Here is a 19,395-nt window from a genome sequence, read left to right as displayed (position 1 = left end):
TTTGGCGCTCACTGATCCCCCTGGCGTCCGGAACACCGATGAAAGCAACCTGGCAGCAATACCAGCGGAAATGGCCGAGGTCGCACTCGCCACCGCACCCGATCTGGTGCTGCCGCTGCGGGAGCTGACGGGGCTCAATCTGCCGGATCTGCACCTGTCGGATCTGCGCATGCTGCCGCTGCCCAAGTCGATCCCCATTCCGCAGGGATTACCGCTGCCGCCGGGTGTTCGACTACCCAGCGAAATCCAGCTGCCGAGACTGGGACAGCCGGTCAAACCGGGCACCCACGTCGGACCCGTCTCCCCCGCACCGGGATTGATCGCCGGACCCGGACCCGAGGTACCTGCTCCGGACAGCGCGCCTGAGGCACCGGCCGCACCGGAAAGCGAACCCGCGGCGCCGAATGCCGAAGTGCCCGCAGCGGCGCCGGCGACCCCCGCACTCCCCGATATCAAGGCCGATCCCCGCACCCCCGCGCTCGCACCCAATGCGGTGCCCGGTGACCTGGCGGACAAGGTCGGCGCGCAGGTCAAGGAACTCACCCGCGACACCCCGTTCAGCATGGTCGCGCTCACCGCGCCGCAGCTGCTGGGCACCACCGCTCTCATCCGGGCCAAGCGTGACGACGGCGGCTGGGGACCGTGGTACCCGACCGAGCCCGTCGACACGCCGGGCAAGAAGCCGGGTCGCACCGGCACCGAACCGATTTATGTCGGCAATACAAAATCCGTGCAGATCCTGGTGACGCGCAAGAATGCCGCGCAGGCGGTGGACGCGCCGAATGCGCCCGCAGCACAGCCGGTTCCCAACGCACCCGCGCCGGACGCACAGGTGGTGCCCGCTCGACCGGAGCCCGCGCCATTCACCGATCATTCCGGTGATCCCGCCCAGATCAATCTGGAGAAACTCGCGGCGGTCCTCATCGATCCGGGTCGCGGGGCGGCCGATGAGAATCTCACCCAGGTGGCAGCGGCACTGCCGGGCGGCGGGCCGAAGGTGATCAGCCGCGCGCAATGGGGTGCGGATGAATCGCTGCGCTGCGAGGAACCGACCTATGACGATGCCGTGAATGCCATTACGGTGCACCACACCGCGGGCCGAAACGATTACACGCCTTCGGAATCCGCAGGCATTGTGCGGTCCATTTACAACTATCACGCAAAGACGTTGGGCTGGTGCGATATCGGCTACAACGCACTTGTCGACAAGTACGGCCAGATCTTCGAGGGCCGGTACGGCGGGCTCGATCGTCCGGTCGAGGGCGCGCATGCGGGCGGATTCAATATCAATACCGCCGGTGTGGCATTCATGGGCGATCACGAGACGGAACCGCCGACCGAGGATGCCATTCAGGCGATGGGCAAATTCATCGGCTGGCGTTCGAAGATCGCGGGGGTGGACCCGGAGGGTTCCACCACCATGTATTCGGAGGGCAGTGATTACACCCGCTATCCCCTCGGCCAAGCGGTGAAACTGCCGAATATCTTCGCGCACCGCGATGTCGGCAATACCACCTGCCCGGGCGATGCCGCGTATGACCTGATGGACCGGCTGCGCTCGATCGCCGAGACGGTCGCGGGGAAGACGAGTGCTCCGGCGACCAAGCCCACCCGCGTCGGGCCGCAGCAGAATGCCGGGAATCCGGTGCCCGGGAACAGCAATCAGGCGGATCTGGCCTCGCTCGCGGACCTGACCACCAGGCTGCTGGGCATGCTCGACAAGAGCCCGGTGGCGAAGTACTACGACGCGTCCGGTGGGCCCAACGGTCCACTCGGACAGGCGAAGTCGGAGCCGCAGCCGACTCCGGACGGCGGGCAGTACGCCGAGTTCGTGAACGGCAATCTGTATTCGGCGCCGGACGGCAAGGTCTTCGCGGTGGTCGGCAAGATTTTGGAGCGCTTCCTGCAATTGGGCGCGGGCACAGGCGTTCTGGGGCTGCCGACCACCGGGGAGTACCCGGTCGAGGACGGCGTCCGGACCGACTTCCAGAACGGCTCACTGATTTTCAGTCAGCTGACGGGGCTCGTGACCACGGTGATGAAGAATTTCACCGGTGGTCAGGATCTGCTTCCCGCGCCGATTCCGGCGGTGCTGAACCATGAGCAGCAGGCCGCGCCCATTCCGGCGGCGATACCGGAACCTGCTGCGGGGCCGTAGCTTTCAGCGACAGACGAGAAGGCCGGTGCGATGATTCGCACCGGCCTTCTCTGCTATCAGGCTGTTACGACCACCAGCGCTCCAGGACGCGGGCCACGCCGTCCTCGTGATTGGCGGCGGCGACCTCGTCGGCGGCGGCGATCGCTTCCGGGTGTGCGTTGCCCATGGCCACGCCGTGGCCCGCCATCTTGAGCATGGGCACATCGTTCGGCATATCCCCGAAGGCGATCAGCGCCGTGTGCTGCACACCGAGCCGCTGCGCCACGGAGGCCAGCCCCGTCGCCTTGGTGACTCCGGGCGCGGAGAGTTCGATCAACCCGTTGTCCGTCGAATAGGTGAGGTCGGCGCGCCCGGACAGGGCGGGCTCGAGCAGCGCGCGCATATCCCCGCTGGAGGCGCCGGGCAGCCGGATGAGCATCTTGATGGCGGGCGCGGCGATCACCTCGGCGCGCGAGACCTCGGTGTCATCGGGATTCAGCCACGCGTGCTCGTACTCGGGAGAGCTGACGAATTGCGGGGTCGCGGCGTCGTGCGCGGTCGCGCCGACACGCTCCGCGGCCAGGCCGCAGCCCGGGAGCAGGCGTTCGGCCAGATCCGCGGCCCACGAGAGCGTCTCCACATCGAGCGTGCGGCTGGCCAGAATGCGGTCGGTGGCGCTGTCGTAGATGACCGCGCCGTTCCCGCAGACGCACAGCGGCGCGTAACCGAGTCCGTCGACGACCGGATCGATCCAGCGCGGTGGGCGGCCGGTGGCGAGCACGAACGGCACGCCGTCCGCGATGAGGGCGTCGATCGCGGCTTTGGTGCGCGGGCTCACCTGCTCGCCGTTGTCGATGAGAGTGCCGTCGACATCGGTGGCGACCATCTTTGGTTTGGGCAGGTGGAAGAGAGTCACCTAGTCCATCCTGCCTGAAAGCCGCGCCCGAAACGCCCGCGGTGCACGAATTGCCCGTCATTGGCTGCACCTGTTACCTGCCCGCAGCCATACCCGTTACCCGCCCGATGCCACCGTTGTAACCCGCCACCCGGTGCGCGCAACGCACAGTTATCCACAGGTATCCCTATGATCTGGGCTAGAACTCGACCCGAGAGGGACTGATGGCCGGTTTTCTACTGCGACGCGCGCTGAACTATGTCGTGCTACTGGTGCTCGCGTCGTTCCTGGTCTTCACGGTGGCATCGCTCACCTTCACCCCGCTCGACAATCTGGAGCAGCGCAACCCGCGCCCGCCGCAGTCGGTCATCGACTCGAAGCGTGCCGAGCTGCACCTGAACGATCCCATCCCGCAGCGCTATCTGGCCTGGGCGGGGGGTGTGGTGCACGGCGATTTCGGCAAAACCCTCGCCGGGCAGCCGGTCAGTCAGGAGTTGCCGCGCCGCATCGGGGTGTCCCTGCGCCTGCTCATCATCGGCGCGATCACCGGCACCGTGCTCGGTGTCCTGATCGGGGCGGCGAATGCGATCCGGCAGTACAAGTTCAGTGATTACCTCAGTACCGTCGTATCGCTGCTACTGCTGTCCACGCCGGTGTTCCTGCTCGCCACCCTCCTGAAATACGGTGCGCTGGAGATCAATCTGTCCACCGGGAAGCAGATCTTCCTGTACACGGGCGAGACGTCGGCGACCCAGGTGCACGGACTGTGGAATCAACTGGTGGACCGCGTCCAGCATTTGGTGGTGCCGACGTTCGGACTGTCGCTCGGCACCATGGCCGCGTACAGCCGCTATCAACGCAACGCGATGCTGGATGTGCTGGGCAGCGACTTCATTCGCACCGCGCGTGCCAAGGGCCTGACCCGCAGTCACGCACTGTACAAACACGGCCTGCGCACCGCGCTCATACCGATGGCGACCCTGTTCGCCTACAGCTTCGGCGGTCTCATCACCGGTGCGACCTTCACCGAGAAGATCTTCGGCTGGCACGGCGTCGGCGAATGGCTGGTGGACGGCATCAATGCCCAGGACATCAATATCGTGCTGACGGTGACCGTGTTCGCCGGCCTGGTGGTGCTGCTGTCGGGCCTGCTGTCCGACATCGTCTACGCGATTCTCGATCCCAGGGTGCGTGTCGGATGACAGACGTCGAGATCATCGTTCAAGGCGCACCGCAGGCGGCGACCGGGCGACGGAAGCTGGTGTGGCGGCGCTTCCTGCGCAACAAGACCTCGGTGACGGCCGCGGTGGTGCTGGTGGTGATTTTCGTGGTGGCGTTCACGCTGCCGCACTTCCTGTCGTACAACTACACCGATATCGATCCCACGGCGAAATTGCAGCCACCGAACGGGCAACACTGGTTCGGCACCACAACACTCGGCGAGGACGTGCTCGCGCAGACGCTGCGCGGTCTGCAGAAGTCGCTCATCATCGGCTTCGGCGCAGCCCTGATCGGCGCCTTCATCGCGACCATCGCCGGATCGGTGGCCGGACTGCTCGGCGGCTGGACCGACAAGGCCATCATGTGGCTGGTCGATCTGCTGCTGGTGGTGCCCAGCTTCATCATGATCGCCCTCTTCGCGCCGAAGACGAAGGGCAATGGCTCGATCGTGCTGCTGACGCTGCTCATCGCGGGCTTCGGCTGGATGATCAGCGCACGCATCATCCGAGGGCTGTCCATGAGTCTGCGCGAGCGCGAATTCGTCCGTGCCGCACGGTATATGGGGGCCTCGACCTGGACGGTGATCACCACGCACGTGGTGCCGAACATCGCCTCCTATCTGATCATCGACACCACACTCGCGGTCGGTGGCGCGGTCATGGCCGAAACCGGTTTGAGCTTCCTCGGATTCGGCGTGCAGCCGCCGGATGTGTCACTGGGCTCGCTCATCGGCACCTACAGCAAGTCGGCGCTGACCTACCCGTGGACGTTCATGTTCGCCGGCGGATTCCTGGTCGCCATCGTGCTGTGCGCGAACCTCATGGGAGACGGGCTGCGGGACGCCTTCGACCCGGGCGCGAAGCGGGCGCGGGCCAAGTCGGGTAAGAAGCGAAAGGTGCCGGCATGAGCGATGATTCGGCAGAGCGGCGGAGAACGACCACCGCGCCGCTGCTGGAGGTCGGGGACCTGCGCGTGTCCTTCCCGGGCGAGGAAGGGCGGGTCGATGCCGTCCGCGGTGTGAACTTCGCCGTCAATGACGGTGAAGTGCTGGCCATTGTCGGCGAGTCCGGCTCCGGCAAGTCGGTGTCCTCGATGGCGATCATGGGACTGCTGCCCGAACAGGCGCGGGTGCACGGATCGATCCGGTTGCGCGGGCGAGAACTGCTGGGGCTGGGCGACAAAGAGATGTCCGCACTGCGCGGCAGCCGGGTGTCCATGGTGTTCCAGGACCCGCTGTCGGCGCTCACGCCGGTCTATCGCATCGGCGATCAGATCGCGGAAGCGCTACTGGCACACCGTAAGATGACCAAGCACGAGGCCGCCGCCAAGGCCGTCGAATTGCTGGAACTGGTCGGCATTCCCGAGCCGGCGGTGCGGGCCAAATCGTTCCCGCACGAGTTCTCCGGCGGGATGCGCCAGCGCGTGGTCATCGCCATGGCCATCGCCAATGATCCCGAACTCATCATCTGCGACGAACCCACCACCGCCCTCGATGTGACGGTGCAGGCGCAGATCCTGAATCTGCTGCGCAAGGCACGCGACATCACCGGTGCGGGCGTCATTTTCATCACCCACGATATGGGCATCGCCGCGACCCTGGCCGATCGCGTGGCGGTCATGTACGCCGGGCGGATCGTCGAAACCGCACCGGCCGCAGAGCTTTTCCACGAGCCGCGGATGCCGTACACGGTAGGTCTGCTGGGCTCCATCCCGCGGATGGACGGGCCGGCGCGGACCGCGCTGATTCCGATCGTGGGCGCCCCGCCCGCCATGCACGCGCTGCCGCCGGGCTGCACATTCGCGCCCCGCTGTCCCGTCGCCGTCGACGACTGCCTGGCCGCCGAACCACCCCTGCAGGACACCGGTCCCGGGCATCGTGCCGCCTGCATCCGCACCTCGGAGATCAGCTCCGAGCAGCTGTTCACGGCCTACCACAGGGAGATCGAGGCGCCGGAGCAGATCGCGGAGGTCGACACATCACAGGTGGTGTTGAAGGTGACCGATCTGCACAAGACCTTCCCCATCACCCGGGGCGTGGTGCTGCGCCGCAAGACCGGCGAGGTGAAGGCCGTGGACGGCATCAGCTTCGAAGTGCGCGCGGGCCGGACACTGGCACTGGTCGGCGAATCCGGATCGGGCAAGTCGACCACGCTCACGCAGATCATGGATCTGCTGCGCCCGGAGAGCGGCAGCATCGAAATCCTCGGCCACGATGTGACAACACTGACCACGCCGCAGCGCCGGGAGATCCGGCGCAAGATGCAGATCGTCTTCCAGGATCCCTCGGCCTCGCTGGATCCGCGACTGCCGGTCGCCGACGCCATCGCCGAACCGCTGCGCATCAACGGCCGCTCCCGCGAGGAGATCAATCGGCGGGTCCCGGAACTGCTGGAACTGGTCGGATTGCGGCCCGAGCACGCCGACCGCTACCCGGCGGATTTCTCCGGCGGGCAGAAGCAGCGCATCAATGTCGCGCGTGCGCTGGCGCTGGATCCGGAACTGCTGGTCCTCGACGAACCCGTGTCCTCCCTGGATGTTTCGATCCAGGCGGGCGTCCTGAACCTCTTGCGTGACCTGCAGGCCGAGCGCGGATTGTCGTATTTGTTCGTGTCCCACGACCTGTCGGTGGTGCGTAATCTGGCCCACGACATCGCCGTCATGTATCGCGGGCAAATCGTCGAATACGGTCCGGCGGAACGCATTTTCGCCGCCCCGGAACACGAGTACACCCGCGCGCTGATCGACGCGGTGCCGGTTCCGGCCACGACCCGATAGGAGAGTGTCCGATGCGTAGTGGACGAGTATGCGCCGCACTGGTATTGGTGGCCGGGCTGGCGCTGGCGGGCTGTAGCGGCGGCACCACCGCGCCGACCGGGTCGGCCGTGCTCGGCACCGCCTCGGATATCAATCCGCATCCGCGCGACGACATCCAGGACGGCGGCAATCTGCGGCTGGCCACGCCCGAGATACCCGTGAACTGGAATACGCTCCAGATCGACGGCAATGACGGCGATTACGCGGACATCATCCGGTTCATGATGCCGCGCGCCTACAACACCGATGCGGCGGGCAATCTCACCGTCAATCACGACTACTTCACCGATGTGCAGCTCACCGCCACGAATCCGCAGGTGGTCACCTACACCATCAACCCGAAGGCGGTCTGGTCCGACGGTTCGCCGATCACCTGGACGGACCTCGCCTCGCAGGCGAATGCGCTGGGCGGCAAGAACAAAGACTTCCTCATCGCCATTACCAACGGCTTCGACCGGGTGTCCAAGGTGGAGCGCGGCGTCGACGACCGGCAAGCGGTGATCACATTCGACAAGCCGTACGCCGACTGGCGCGGCCAGTTCGCCGGCAATTCCATGCTGTACCCGAAGGTCGCCACGGCCGATCCGGATGCGTTCAATAAATCGCTGGTGAACGGTCTCGGGCTGTCCTCGGGACCATTCGTACTGAAGTCCATCGACCGCTCCGGCGGACTGATCGTGCTGAGCCGAAATCCGAAGTGGTGGGGCGATACCCCGAAGCTGGATACCGTCACCATCCGCGTGCTGGACCGCAATGCCTGGACCCAGGCGGTCCAGAACAAGGAACTCGACGCGGCGCTGCTCAGCACCGTGGACGACCTGCAGAATCTGCGCGGGGTACCCGATGTGTCGATCCGCAATGCGCCGCTGAACCGGTGGCGCTACTTCGCCTTCAACGGCGCGCCGGGCTCGATACTCTCCGATGCCGGTCTGCGCGTGGCGATCTCGAAGGCCATCGACCGGCAGCGCATTGCGGACACCATGCAGAACGGCCTCGTCCAGAAGCCGGAGCCGCTCAACAGTCATGTGTTCCTGCGCGGCCAGCACGGCTATCAGGACAACAGCCTGGGCTTCGATCCGGACGCCGCCGCAAAGGAACTCGACGCGCTCGGCTGGATACGCCAGGGCAACAACAGGTTCAAGGACGGCAAGAAGCTCGTGATCCGGGACGTCTTCTACAACGATGACACCTGGGTGCAGATCGCCAAGCTGATCCAGCAGGACCTGGGCAAGATCGGGGTCGAGATGACCATCGACACCCGGCCGGCGCAGCGCTTCTTCACCGATGTCATTCAGCCCGGCGACTTCGACGTCTGCCAGTTCTCGCTCTCCGGCGACGCTTTCGTCTTCAACAGCCTGCCGCAGATCTTCGGGCTGTATCCCAATGACCTGCAGCTCAATTACGGGCGCATCGGCTCACCGGAGCTGAACGACCTCATCGACAAGACCCTGTCGGAGCTGGATCCGGAGCAGGCCATCGCGCTCGCGAACCAGGTGGACCGCAAGGTCTTCGAAGAGGGCCACTCGCTGCCGCTGCTGCAGAACGAAGGAAACTACGGGGTACGGTCCGAGCTGGCCAACTACGGTTCGCCCGGGCTGGCCTCGTACGACTACACCTCGATCGGGTTCTTGAAATAACCACCACGAGCCGTCCCCGGCGAAAGGAGCGGTCCATGCGGATACGTTCGACCACGATTCGACTCGCGATCCCGGTGGTCGCGCTCGGCTTGATCGCCTCCGGCTGTAGTTCCAACAGCACCGTGCAGACCGGCGCGGTAGATCTCACCAGCGTCAATGCCATCAATCCGCATCCGGTGGAAGATCTGAAGGACGGCGGCAATCTGCGGCTGGCGTTGAGCGCCTTCCCGGAGTCGTTCAACAACCTGCACGTCGACGGCAACACCACCGATGCCAATAGCGTTGTCAGCCCGACATTGCCGCAGACTTTCGTCGCCGATGCCGCCGGTGAACTCAGTGTCGACAAGGACTACTTCACCGATATCCAACTGACCGGAACCAGCCCGCAGCAGGTTGTCACCTACACCATCAACCCGAAGGCGGTGTGGTCCGACGGATCGCCCATCACCTGGGAGGATCTGCGTTCGGAGTGGCAGGCGCTGAACGGCACCAACAGCGCGTACCAGATCGCCTCGAGCGGCGGTTACGACCACGTCGACAAGGTGGAGCGCGGCGTCGATGATCGGCAGGCCGTCGTCACCTTCCGGCAGAACTACGGAGAGTGGAAGGGGCTCTTCGGAATCCTGTATCCGAAGGCCGATACCCAGTCCCCGCAGGCGTTCAACGATTGGGCCCGCAATTCGCTGCCGGTCAGCGCCGGGCCGTTCATCATCTCGAATATCGACCGCACGCAGAATCGGATCACCCTGAGCCGCAACCCCAAATGGTGGGGTGACGTACCGAAGCTGGACAACATCACCTTCAGCGTGCTCGATTACACCGCGACTCTGCCGGCCATTCAGAACAATGAGCTGGACGAGTCGTACATGTCCGGGCTGGAGGCGGTCACCGGCGCCAAGAACACTCCGGGCGTGGAGATCCGACGGGCCTCCGAACCGACGACCAGCCTCATCGCGTTCAACGGCGCGCCCGGCGCCATCCTCGAGGATGTGAAGGTGCGGCAGGCCATCGCCAAGGCCATCGACCGCAAGACCATCGTCGAAACCTTCCAGCACGGCATCGTGGATCAGCCCAAACCGCTGAACAACCACATCTACATCGCGGGACAGAAGGGCTACCAGGACAATTCGGCGGTAGTCGGCTTCGACCTGGACGCGGCCGGCAAGGAACTCGACGCGCTCGGCTGGGTGATGAAGGGCGATACCCGCGAAAAGGACGGGCGCAAGCTGGAATTGCGTGACGTCATGTATCAGCAGGACTCCTGGGTGGACACCGCCAAGATCATCCAGCAGGACCTGCAGAAGATCGGCGTCAAGCTCATCATCCAAACTGCGCCGGGCACCGGGCTTTTCACGAATCTGATCGATCCGGGCAACTACGATCTGGCCCAGTACGGACTGTCCGGCGGCGTGCTGCCGCTGCAGGTCCTGCGGCAGATGTACTACTACGACCCGCAGAACTGGCAGGGCAACAAGTCTCGTATCGGCTCTCCCGAGCTCAATGCGGTCATCGACCAGACGCTGTCGGAGCTCGACCCGGACAAGGCCATCGAACTCGCTAACAAGGCCGATCAGATGATCTGGACCGAGGTGCATTCGGTCATGCTCAACCAGGCATCAGGCACCCATGCCGTGCGCATCGACCTGGCCAACTGGGGTGCGTTCGGACTGGCCACCCCCGACTACACGAAGGTCGGCTTCCTTAAGTGAGTTCCCGGACAGGCCACCCCCTGGCCTACCCGGTGATCGTGACGATCGGCGCTCTGGCGGTAACTCTCGCCTGGGCGCCGTTCGGCGACTCGGAGCAGGTGGCCGCGCTCGGGGCGGTCGGGTTGATCATCCTGGGGTACAGCGCTTTTCAGTTCACTGGGGCGCTCGGGTATCTGCCGGTCGGGTTGCCGAAGTCGGGTAGTGCGTGTCGGGATGTTGGGGTGCGCAGGGTGCGGCAGCAGCATCGGCTGGTCAGTCGGTCTTGGTTGGAGTTCACTACCGGGGGGCGGACTCGGTGGTTGCCGGTGTATTTCGATTCGTCGCTGGTGGCGTTGCCGCAGTCGAATGCGGAATTGGCTGGGCGGACGGTGACTGTTGCGGGAGGGCGGGTGTTTCCTTCGGGGCGGTTGCGGAGTAGTGAGCCGGTGGGAAGGCTTATCGATAATCCGAGTCGGGCGGATGAGGGGGCTGCGGCGAATGCGGTGAGGGTGTCGCGGTTCGGGCGGCGGTTGTTGCTGGATGGGCAGTCCGCTGTCGCGGGGCCGATTGCGGGATTGCTGTGGGTCTACGTGGCGGGGGGTGGGGCGGCGGCGTTTGCCGGCGCGACTGTTGTCGCTGCGGCTGCGGCGGTGTGGCTGTCCGCTGTTCGGGGGTCCGACCCCAGTTGAGCGGGGCGATCCTGAGGTGGTAGTCATCGTCAACTGGTAGGAAACTCGGGATAGGATCGGCGTATGACAGGCCGGGTTGAACACCGTGACAATGGCGATCCCGCCCCGGTGCAGCGGGAGATTTCCGCTGATACGCCTACGGGGGTGGATCTCGAGCGGATCATCGGGAAACAGGTGCGGGCGCTGCGGTTGGCCAGCGGGTTGTCGGTGGGGGATATGGCGGCCAAGGTCGGGATATCCAAGGCCATGCTCTCGAAGATCGAGAATGCGCAGACCTCGTGCAGCCTCTCGACTTTGGCGCGGCTGGCTTCGGGGTTGGATGTGCCGGTGACTTCACTGTTCCGGGGTGCGGATACGGCGCGAGAGGCGGTGTTCACCCCCGCCGGGAACGGTGCGCGGATCGTCGGGCGCGGTACTCGGGTGGGGCATCACTACGAATTGCTCGGCGCACTGCGGGGACAGCACAAGCGGCTGGAGCCGGTGCTCGTCACGCTCACCGAGGCCAGTGAGACGTTCCCACTGTTCCAGCATGCGGGGACGGAACTGCTCTACATGCTCGAGGGGGTCATGGTCTACGGGCACGGCGATTCCGAGTACACGCTCCGGCCGGGTGATGCGCTGCTGCTGGACGGTGAAGGGCCGCACGGGCCGAATGATCTCGTGCGGCTGCCGATTCGATTCCTGGCTATCACCGCGTACCCCGACAATCACAGCGAGGAGTAGTCGCCCGGCCTGAGCGGACAAAAATCGGGGCAGATAGTCAATAAATGCCGTCGCGGGTCGATCTTTGACCGCTCAGGCCGGTTCTGCCGTAACCCACGCCGCCATGACATCGGCCAGAGCCGCCGCGCCCACATGGCAATCCGCCGGTTCGGCGTGCTCGGCGGGGGAATGCGAGACGCCGGTGGGGTTGCGGACGAAGAGCATGGCGGTGGGCACGCTGTCGGAGAGGATGCCCGCGTCATGGCCTGCGGCCGTGGGGATTACGGGGATATCGCCGAGATGGGTGAGGGTCCGCGCGAGGCGTTCTCGCGGCTCGGCCGGGAATTCGACTATGGGGGTGATGGATTCGGCCACCACCTGTAGATCGATACCGTCGATGGTGGCGTGACCACGGGCGGCGGCGGTGATGCGCGAGACCATCAGTTCCAGAGTCGGTTGGTCGGCAGCACGGGCGTCGAGCCAGGCGCGGACCCGCGAGGGAATCGCGTTGGTGCCGTTCGGAGAGACCAGCACCTTTCCGAAAGTCGCTACCGCCGAACGGGCTACCGCCTCCGCACGAGCCGTGTGCACGGTGGAGGCGAAGGCCAGCATGGGGTCGTGGCGGTCGACCAGGCGAGTCGCACCGGCGTGGTTGGCCTCGCCGGTGAAGTCGAATTCCCAGCGGCCGTGCGGCCAGATCGACGAGGCCAGCGCCAGCGGGCTGTCGACCAGGTCGAGGGCGCGACCCTGCTCGATGTGCAGCTCGATGAAGACGCCGACGCGATCGGTGAGGGTGGTGTCCACTCCCAGTTGCTCCGGGCGGCGGCCCGCCCGAGTCAGGGCCTCCGCCAACGTGATTCCGTCGATATCGCGCAGGCCCAGCGCACGCTCCGGAGCCAGCGTGCCGGTCGCCAATTGCGAACCGATGCAGGCCACCCCGAATCGCGCACCCTCCTCATCCGAGAAGGCCACCACCGCAAGGGGAATCGACGGCTCGATACCCCGCGCCCGCAGCAGATCGACTGCCGCGAACGCCGAGACTATTCCCAATGGTCCGTCGAAAGCCCCGCCGTCCGGCACCGAATCCAGATGTGACCCGGTGACAAAGGCCCCCTTGGGATCACCCACCCAATCGCGCGGCAGCCACCAGGCCCAGAGATTCCCGTTCCGGTCCTCCTCCACGTCCATCGATCGCGCCCCCGCGCACCCCCGAAACCATTCGCGCAGTGTGAGATCCGCATCCGACCAGGCATAGCGCCGATAACCCCCGGTGCCGCCGTCCCGCCCCACCGCGAGAATCTCCTCCCACAGCGGATCGAATGCCGCTGCCGCGATGCGTGGGTCGGCTACTGCCCGACCGGCAGCGCGCCTCGTACGCCCATCAGCCGATGCGGTCCGAACCTCCAACGAGTCCGTCGAGCCGGCCGGCCCCGCCGCTCCACTGCTGTACGGCGCCGGTCCACCGGCCTCGAGCGTCGGCTCGCTATCCAACTGCGCCGGTCCGCTGTCGGATAGTGCTGTTGCACTGGTGGGCAGTGACTTCGGGGCATCCGGCAGGCTCATGCGAGCGCTCCGGGGATCCAGGTGGTGCCTGCCAGCGGGACTCGCGCCATGGCGGCGGCTTCCACTGTCAGGGCGACGAGGTCTTCGGGTTCGAGGTTGTGGAGGTGGGATTTGCCGCAGGCTCGGGCGAGGGTCTGGGCTTCCATGGTGAGGACGCGGAGGTAGTTGGCGAGGCGGCGGCCGCCTTCCACGGGGTCGAGGTTTTTGGCGAGTTCGGGGTCTTGGGTGGAGATGCCGGCGGGGTCGCGGCCGTCTTGGAAATCGTCGTAGAAGCCGGGGGCGGAGCCGAGCGCCTCGTATTGCGCGGCGAAGCGGGGGCTGTTGTCGCCCAGGGCAATCAGGGCCGCGGTGCCGATGGCGACGGCGTCCGCGCCGAGGGCCATGGCCTTGGCGACATCGGCGCCGGTGCGAATGCCGCCGGAGATGATGAGCTGGACCTTGCGGTGAACACCCAACTCCTGCAACGCCTGAACGGCCTGGGGAATGGCGGCAAGGGTGGGGATGCCGACGTTTTCGATGAAAACGTCCTGGGTGGCGGCGGTTCCGCCCTGCATGCCGTCGACCACGACCACATCCGCGCCCGCCTTCACCGCGAGCTTGACGTCGTAGTAGGTGCGGGTCGCGCCGATCTTGATGTAGATCGGCTTCTCCCACTGGGTGATCTCCCGCAGTTCGAGAATCTTGATGGCCAGATCGTCCGGACCGGTCCAGTCCGGATGGCGGCAGGCGCTGCGCTGATCGATACCCTCGGGCAGCGTGCGCATTCCGGCCACCCGCGCGCTGATCTTCTGCCCCAGCAGCATGCCGCCGCCGCCCGGCTTCGCGCCCTGGCCGAGCACGATCTCGATGGCATCGGCCTTGCGCAGATCATCGGGGTTCATGCCGTATCGGGACGGAAGATACTGGTACACCAGATGTTTGGACTGCCCGCGCTCCTCGGTGGTCATACCGCCGTCACCGGTGGTGGTGGAGGTACCGGCCAGGCTCGCGCCCCGGCCGAGCGCCTCCTTGGCCTGGCCCGACAGCGCACCGAAACTCATGCCCGCAATGGTGATCGGAATATCCAGGTGCAGTGGATGTTTCGCATGCCGGTCGCCGAGCACCACATCGGTGTCGCAACGTTCCCGATACCCCTCGAGCGGATAGCGGGACATGGACGCGCCCAGGAACAGCAGATCATCGAAGTGCGGCAGTGGGCGTTTCGCACCCCAGCCGCGAATATCGTAGATACCGGTCTCCGCGGCGCGCTGGATCTCGGCAATGGCGCGACGATCGAACGTCGCGGATTCGCGGAGCGCGGGATTCGGGCGAGTCATGGATTCGGACTCCTGTCGAAGGGATCGGCGGGTGCCGCCGACCGGGTACGTCCGCCTGGCACCGAACAGGCTCTGTCTGCTTCGAACAGCCCCTGCAGGCGCAGTTCCGGTCCGAGGCGGGCTGTTCGGTCCGGCACGAGTTGGTCGGGAAGGCACGGGCTGTTCGGGGCTGGGCGGGCTGTTCGGTTGGGCGCGGGGTGGGCGGATGTGGATGGGATGGGATGGGATGGGCGGGCGTTGGGGGCGGGGCGGTCAGTAGGCGGCGGCGTTGTCTACGTGGAAGTGGTAGAGGTGGCGGGCGGAGCCGTAGCGGGTGAAGTCGGCGGGGTCGGCATCGAAGCCGGCGGTGGTGAGCAGGTCGCGGAGTTCGGTGAGGTGTTCGGGGCGCATGGGTTTGCGGACGCAGTCCGCGCCGAGGGAGGCGACCTTGCCGCGGACGTAGATTCGGGCCTCGTAGAGGGAATCGCCCAGGGCTTCACCGGCATCGCCGAGGACGACGAGGCGGCCGGCCTGGCCCATGAAGGCGCTCATATGGCCGATATTGCCGCCTACGACGATGTCGACGCCCTTCATCGAAATGCCGCAGCGCGCACCGGCATTGCCCTCGATGACGAGCAGTCCGCCATGGGCGGTCGCGCCCGCCGACTGCGAGGCATCGCCGCGCACCCGGACCGTGCCGGACATCATGTTCTCCGCGACGCCGACACCGGCGCTGCCGTCGATTGTCACAGTGGCGTGCTGGTTCATGCCCGCGCAGTAGTAGCCGACGTGGCCTTCGACCGTGACCGCAATATCGCGGTCGAGCCCGCAGGCCAGGGCGTGTGCGCCACGCGGGTTCGCCAGGGTGACCGCCGCCGGGACATCTGCTGCCATGAGCGCGGAATTCACTGCGCGGGTGCCGGACTCGGCCACATCGAGCACGGTGCGCTCACTCACGATCGCCGCCATACGTACACCTCTTCCGGTTCGGGTTCGAAGATTCGGGCCTGCTCCACGCCGGGGAGATCGGCGAGTGCGCGGTACTCCGATGCCATGGCCACCCACCGATCGGTTTCGGCGATGATGGCGGGCTTGCACGCGATGGCATCGCGGACCACCGCGAAGGAATCGCTGGTGGAGACGAGCAGGGTGTAGAAGCCGTCGAAGACGTCGTTGAGCAGGAGTAGCGCCTTCTCCAGGTCAGCGCCCTGCGCCAGCTGCTGCGCGACGAAGCGCGCACCCACCTCGGTGTCGTTCTCGCTGTCGAATTCGATGCCGGCGCGCTGCAATTCGTGCTTGATGCTCATGTGATTGCTGAAGGATCCGTTGTGCACCAGGCATTGGCCGGGGCCCACCGAGAAGGGATGGGAACCCTCGGCGGTGACGGCGGATTCGGTGGCCATGCGGGTGTGCGCGACACCCTGCCAGCCCTGCGCCTGCGGGAGGCCGAAGCCGTTGGCCAGGGTTGTCGGATTGCCGACGCCTTTGAGTACTGCGAGGCCGGGGCCGAAACCGATGACGCGGGCGCTCGGGGCGATGGATCGGATCGCTTGCACCAGGGCGTCGGCTTCACCCGCGGAGGTTCCCGCTGCACCGGAGTCCTGCTGTGCCGGTGTGGATCCCGGCCGAGAAGCGCGCCGGGATGACGAGAGGGTGGCGGACTGAAGGGAGGCTACTTCGGCGTGGAGCAGGATTGTGGGGTTCAGGTCTATGGCTGTAACCGGCACACCCATTGCGGCAGTGAGCTTTTCGGCCAGTTGGGCGGCCGGGACGGGACTGTCGAGCAGGGTGACTGTGACTGTGCCGGGCGGAGACCAGACGGGGTCGCCGTAGACGGCCATGCCGGCCGAATCCGGGCCGCGGTCACACATTTGGTCCAGCATGCCTGTGAGCAGTGTGCCGAGCTGTGGGTACAGGGCGGGGTCACGCAGGTGCAGGCCGACTATGCCGCACATCCGGGATCACCTTCCTTTCGAGGTCGAGGCCGGGGGGTCAGAAGGCCGTGAGGTACTGGTCGATCTCCCAGTCGGAAACCGTGTTGTGCCAGGTGAAGAACTCTTCGCGTTTGCGTTCGGCGAAGTAGGCGGCGACGCCGGGGCCGGCCACATCGAGGGCGGCGGTGACCACCGGATCCGATTCCATGGCGTCCATGGCGTGGATGAGGGTCATGGGCAGCATGTCGCCGCGCTGTTCGCCGGGTGTGCCGGGGTCGAGTTCGCGGTCTATGCCGTCGAGTCCGGCGGCGATCGAGGCGGCCATGGCCAGGTACGGGTTGGCGGAGCCGTCCGCTCCGCGCAGTTCCACCCGGTGCTGATCGGGTACCCGCAGGTAGTGGGTGCGGTCATTGCCGCCGTAGGTGGCGTAGCGCGGGGACCAGGTCGCGCCGCTGGCGGTGCTCGTCGCGCCGGTTCGCTTGTAGGAGTTGACGGTCGGGGCGATCACTCCCTGCAGGGCACAGGCGTGGTCGAGCATGCCTGCGAGGAAACCGTATGCGGTGGAAGACAATCCGAGCCCACGCGGATCGTCGGCATCCGGAAAGAGCGGATGATCGCCCGACCAGAGCGACAGGTGCATGTGCATGCCCGTACCGGTGCGGTCGGTGAACGGCTTCGGCATGAAAGTCGCCTTCATACCGCGCTTTTCGGCGATCACCGAGAGCAGATAGCGGGCGGTGATCACCCGGTCCGCCGTGATCATGGCTTCGGCGTAGTCGAAATTCTGCTCGAACTGCCCGTTGCCATCCTCGTGATCGCTGGCGTAATTGCCCCAGCCGAGCGTGTTCATGGCCTCCGACACCTCGGCCAGATGGTCGTACATACGCGTCACATCGCGGGCGTCGTAACACGGTTGCAGGCTCACATCGGCGGCGTCGGCGGGGATCAGGCCGTTCGGACCCTTGTCCACCAGGAAGTATTCGATCTCGGCCCCGACCTTCACGGTGTATCCGAGTTCGGCGGCGCGGGCGAGGTTGCGCTGCAGGATGACTCGCGGCGCGAACGGCCACGGCCTGCCCTCCACATGCGGCGTGCAGTGCACCATGGCCAGGCCGGGACGCACGAAGGGAATCGGAATGAAGGTGGACGCGTCCGGAATCGCGACCAGATCCGAATCACGCGGCTGCTGGCCCATCATTCCGGCCGCATAGCCGGCGAAGCCGACACCGTCCGCCTCGAGCTGGCCGACCGCCTGGACCGGAACGAGTTTCGCGCACGGCTTGCCGGACAGGGTGGTGAAGACGGCCAGAATGAAGGTGGTGCCGGTGGCACGCGCCTGTTCGGACAGGGTGCGGTGGGTGGTGATCGGCGTGACGGTGGCGGTGGTATCTGTCGCCATATCGGCTCCTGAAGCAGCAGGGTTCGGATGAGATTGAGGTTCAGCGCATTTCGCCCGCGCCCACATACGGGTGCGGACTCAGCAGGGGGCGGCCTTCGGCGAAACGCTCGTAGCGGAAGTCGGCGGCCTCGACATTCGGGAGCTCGGTTCCGTTGTGCAGCAGCAGATCCGCGACCAGTCGGCCGACCGCCGGGGAGATCTTGAAGCCGTGGCCGGAGAAGCCGGTGGCCAGGAACAGACCCGGCGCCGGCGCGGGGCCGATGATCGGGTTGTAGTCGGGGGTGACGTCGTACGCGCCGACATAACTGCCGGTAATGCGCGGATCCGGCATCTGCGGGAGCCGGTGTTCCAGTCTGCCGACCACCTTCTCGACGGTGGAATCATCGGCGCGGTTCACAAAGTCGTCCGGATCGAGGTACTCGGGGACGGCGTGATCGCTATTGCCCGCCAGCAGTTCACCATTGGGCTCCCGGCACAGGTATTGCAGACTCACCAGATCAGAGAGCACCGGGACCTGCGGGAGCGGTTCGCCCTGATCGATCATGATCAGCTGGGCGCGCTGGGCTTTCACGGGGACGTCCACACCGGCGGTCGCGGCGAGTGCGGGAGTCCACGGACCGGCTGCCAGCACCACGGTTCCGGCGTGCACCTCGGTGCCGTCGGCCAGCTTCGCGCCGATCACGCGGCCCGCCGCGGAATCACCAACGCGGCCCGCCGCGGTGAGCAGCTCGACCACGGGTGTCTGCTGGCGAATCCGCACACCCAGTGCGCGTGCCGCCGCGGCGAACGCCATACCGGTCAGATACGCCTCACCCCGCCCACCACGGGGTTCGTAGGCGAAGGCGGCGAAATCGTCGACCCGCAGGCCGGGCCACAGGGCGGCCATATCGTCGTGGGCGAGCAGATCCACCTCGATGCCCAGGGCCTGCTGCATGGCCACATTCGCCTTCAGCGGATCCAGATTGTCCGCGCCGACGCCGACCGCGTACCCGCACTGCCGGAAACCCAGATCGTCCCCGAGGATCTCGGTCGCGTTCTCGAAGAACGGCACCGACCACCAGGACATGGCCGCCAGCGAGGGTGCGCCGTAGTGGCAGCGGACCACGCCGCTGGACTTGCCGGTCATACCCGAGCAGAGCGAATTCCGTTCCAGCAGCACGATATCGGTGGCACCGCGCTCGGCCAGGGACCAGGCGATGGCGAGCCCCTCCAGGCCGCCTCCGATGATCAGGAACTCGGCGGTGTCGGTCATATGGCATCCCTCGGCTCGAAACTCTCATGTCTTCTACAGTGAATCACTGTTGATTGTCATGAAACCATATGGGGCGGCGAGAAGCACGTCGGTTTACGTAGCTTTCACAGTCACGTACCACGGCGCAACATCCGCGATGGTCTACTCCCATGCAACGGTGATTCCCCTC

14 protein-coding genes are annotated in these 19,395 nt (G+C 66.0%); 7 read left to right on the top strand and 7 right to left on the bottom strand.

What is annotated here, in order from left to right; translation table 11 throughout:
• The first annotated feature begins 70 nt into the window (after positions 1–70).
• Positions 71–2,158 (top strand): N-acetylmuramoyl-L-alanine amidase, encoded by a 2,088-nt coding sequence (locus tag OG326_RS02810; protein WP_327143067.1) that lies wholly within the window; start codon positions 71–73, stop codon positions 2,156–2,158.
• 64 nt (positions 2,159–2,222) lie between these two features.
• Here OG326_RS02810 and OG326_RS02805 read toward each other — a convergent pair whose 3' ends face one another.
• Positions 2,223–3,023 (bottom strand): HAD family hydrolase, encoded by an 801-nt coding sequence (locus OG326_RS02805; RefSeq protein ID WP_327146340.1) that lies wholly within the window; start codon positions 3,021–3,023, stop codon positions 2,223–2,225.
• A 233-nt stretch (positions 3,024–3,256) separates the two neighbouring features.
• On the opposite strand from OG326_RS02805, the gene OG326_RS02800 reads away from it, so the two are divergent.
• The 6 genes from OG326_RS02800 to OG326_RS02775 all read left to right on the top strand — a co-directional run bounded on the left by OG326_RS02800 (position 3,257) and on the right by OG326_RS02775 (position 11,804).
• Positions 3,257–4,234, top strand: coding sequence for an ABC transporter permease (locus OG326_RS02800; RefSeq protein WP_327143066.1), 978 nt, complete (start codon positions 3,257–3,259; stop codon positions 4,232–4,234).
• Entirely contained in the window at positions 4,231–5,160 is a 930-nt protein-coding gene (locus tag OG326_RS02795; protein ID WP_327143065.1) for an ABC transporter permease, read from the top strand. The genes OG326_RS02800 and OG326_RS02795 overlap by 4 nt, the downstream gene beginning before the upstream one ends.
• Positions 5,157–7,028 (top strand): ABC transporter ATP-binding protein, encoded by a 1,872-nt coding sequence (locus OG326_RS02790; protein ID WP_327143064.1) that lies wholly within the window; start codon positions 5,157–5,159, stop codon positions 7,026–7,028. Before OG326_RS02795 ends, OG326_RS02790 begins: the two co-directional genes overlap by 4 nt.
• Before the next feature lie 11 nt (positions 7,029–7,039).
• Entirely contained in the window at positions 7,040–8,704 is a 1,665-nt protein-coding gene (locus OG326_RS02785; RefSeq protein WP_327143063.1) for an ABC transporter family substrate-binding protein, read from the top strand.
• Positions 8,705–8,739: 35 nt separating this feature from the next.
• Positions 8,740–10,413, top strand: coding sequence for an ABC transporter family substrate-binding protein (locus tag OG326_RS02780; protein WP_327143062.1), 1,674 nt, complete (start codon positions 8,740–8,742; stop codon positions 10,411–10,413).
• Positions 10,414–11,144: 731 nt separating this feature from the next.
• Positions 11,145–11,804 carry a helix-turn-helix domain-containing protein gene (locus OG326_RS02775; protein ID WP_327143061.1) on the top strand — a complete coding sequence of 220 codons (660 nt, stop codon included), beginning with the start codon at positions 11,145–11,147 and terminating at the stop codon, positions 11,802–11,804.
• A 72-nt stretch (positions 11,805–11,876) separates the two neighbouring features.
• On the opposite strand, the gene OG326_RS02770 is transcribed toward OG326_RS02775, so the two are convergent.
• The 6 genes from OG326_RS02770 to OG326_RS02745 all read right to left on the bottom strand — a co-directional run bounded on the left by OG326_RS02770 (position 11,877) and on the right by OG326_RS02745 (position 19,226).
• On the bottom strand, positions 11,877–13,346 hold the full coding sequence (locus OG326_RS02770) for an allantoate amidohydrolase (protein WP_327143060.1): 1,470 nt from the start codon (positions 13,344–13,346) through the stop codon (positions 11,877–11,879).
• Entirely contained in the window at positions 13,343–14,662 is a 1,320-nt protein-coding gene (locus OG326_RS02765) for an FMN-binding glutamate synthase family protein (RefSeq protein ID WP_327143059.1), read from the bottom strand. Before OG326_RS02765 ends, OG326_RS02770 begins: the two co-directional genes overlap by 4 nt.
• 252 nt (positions 14,663–14,914) lie before the next feature.
• A complete protein-coding gene (locus OG326_RS02760) occupies positions 14,915–15,610 on the bottom strand; it encodes a protein glxC (protein WP_327143058.1) in 696 nt (231 codons plus the stop codon).
• Entirely contained in the window at positions 15,595–16,596 is a 1,002-nt protein-coding gene (locus OG326_RS02755; RefSeq protein ID WP_327143057.1) for a glutamine amidotransferase, read from the bottom strand. Before OG326_RS02755 ends, OG326_RS02760 begins: the two co-directional genes overlap by 16 nt.
• A gap of 37 nt (positions 16,597–16,633) precedes the next feature.
• Complete coding sequence (gene glnT, locus OG326_RS02750) at positions 16,634–17,974, bottom strand: type III glutamate--ammonia ligase (RefSeq protein WP_327143056.1); 1,341 nt, start codon at positions 17,972–17,974, stop codon at positions 16,634–16,636.
• A gap of 40 nt (positions 17,975–18,014) precedes the next feature.
• A complete protein-coding gene (locus tag OG326_RS02745; RefSeq protein WP_327143055.1) occupies positions 18,015–19,226 on the bottom strand; it encodes an NAD(P)/FAD-dependent oxidoreductase in 1,212 nt (403 codons plus the stop codon).
• Positions 19,227–19,395 lie beyond the last annotated feature (169 nt).

It is taken from the genome of Nocardia sp. NBC_01327 (genome assembly GCF_035958815.1).
Classification (GTDB): Bacteria; Actinomycetota; Actinomycetes; order Mycobacteriales; family Mycobacteriaceae; genus Nocardia.
Note: the sequence above shows the minus strand (reverse complement) of the source record. Positions and strands in the feature narration are given on the sequence as shown.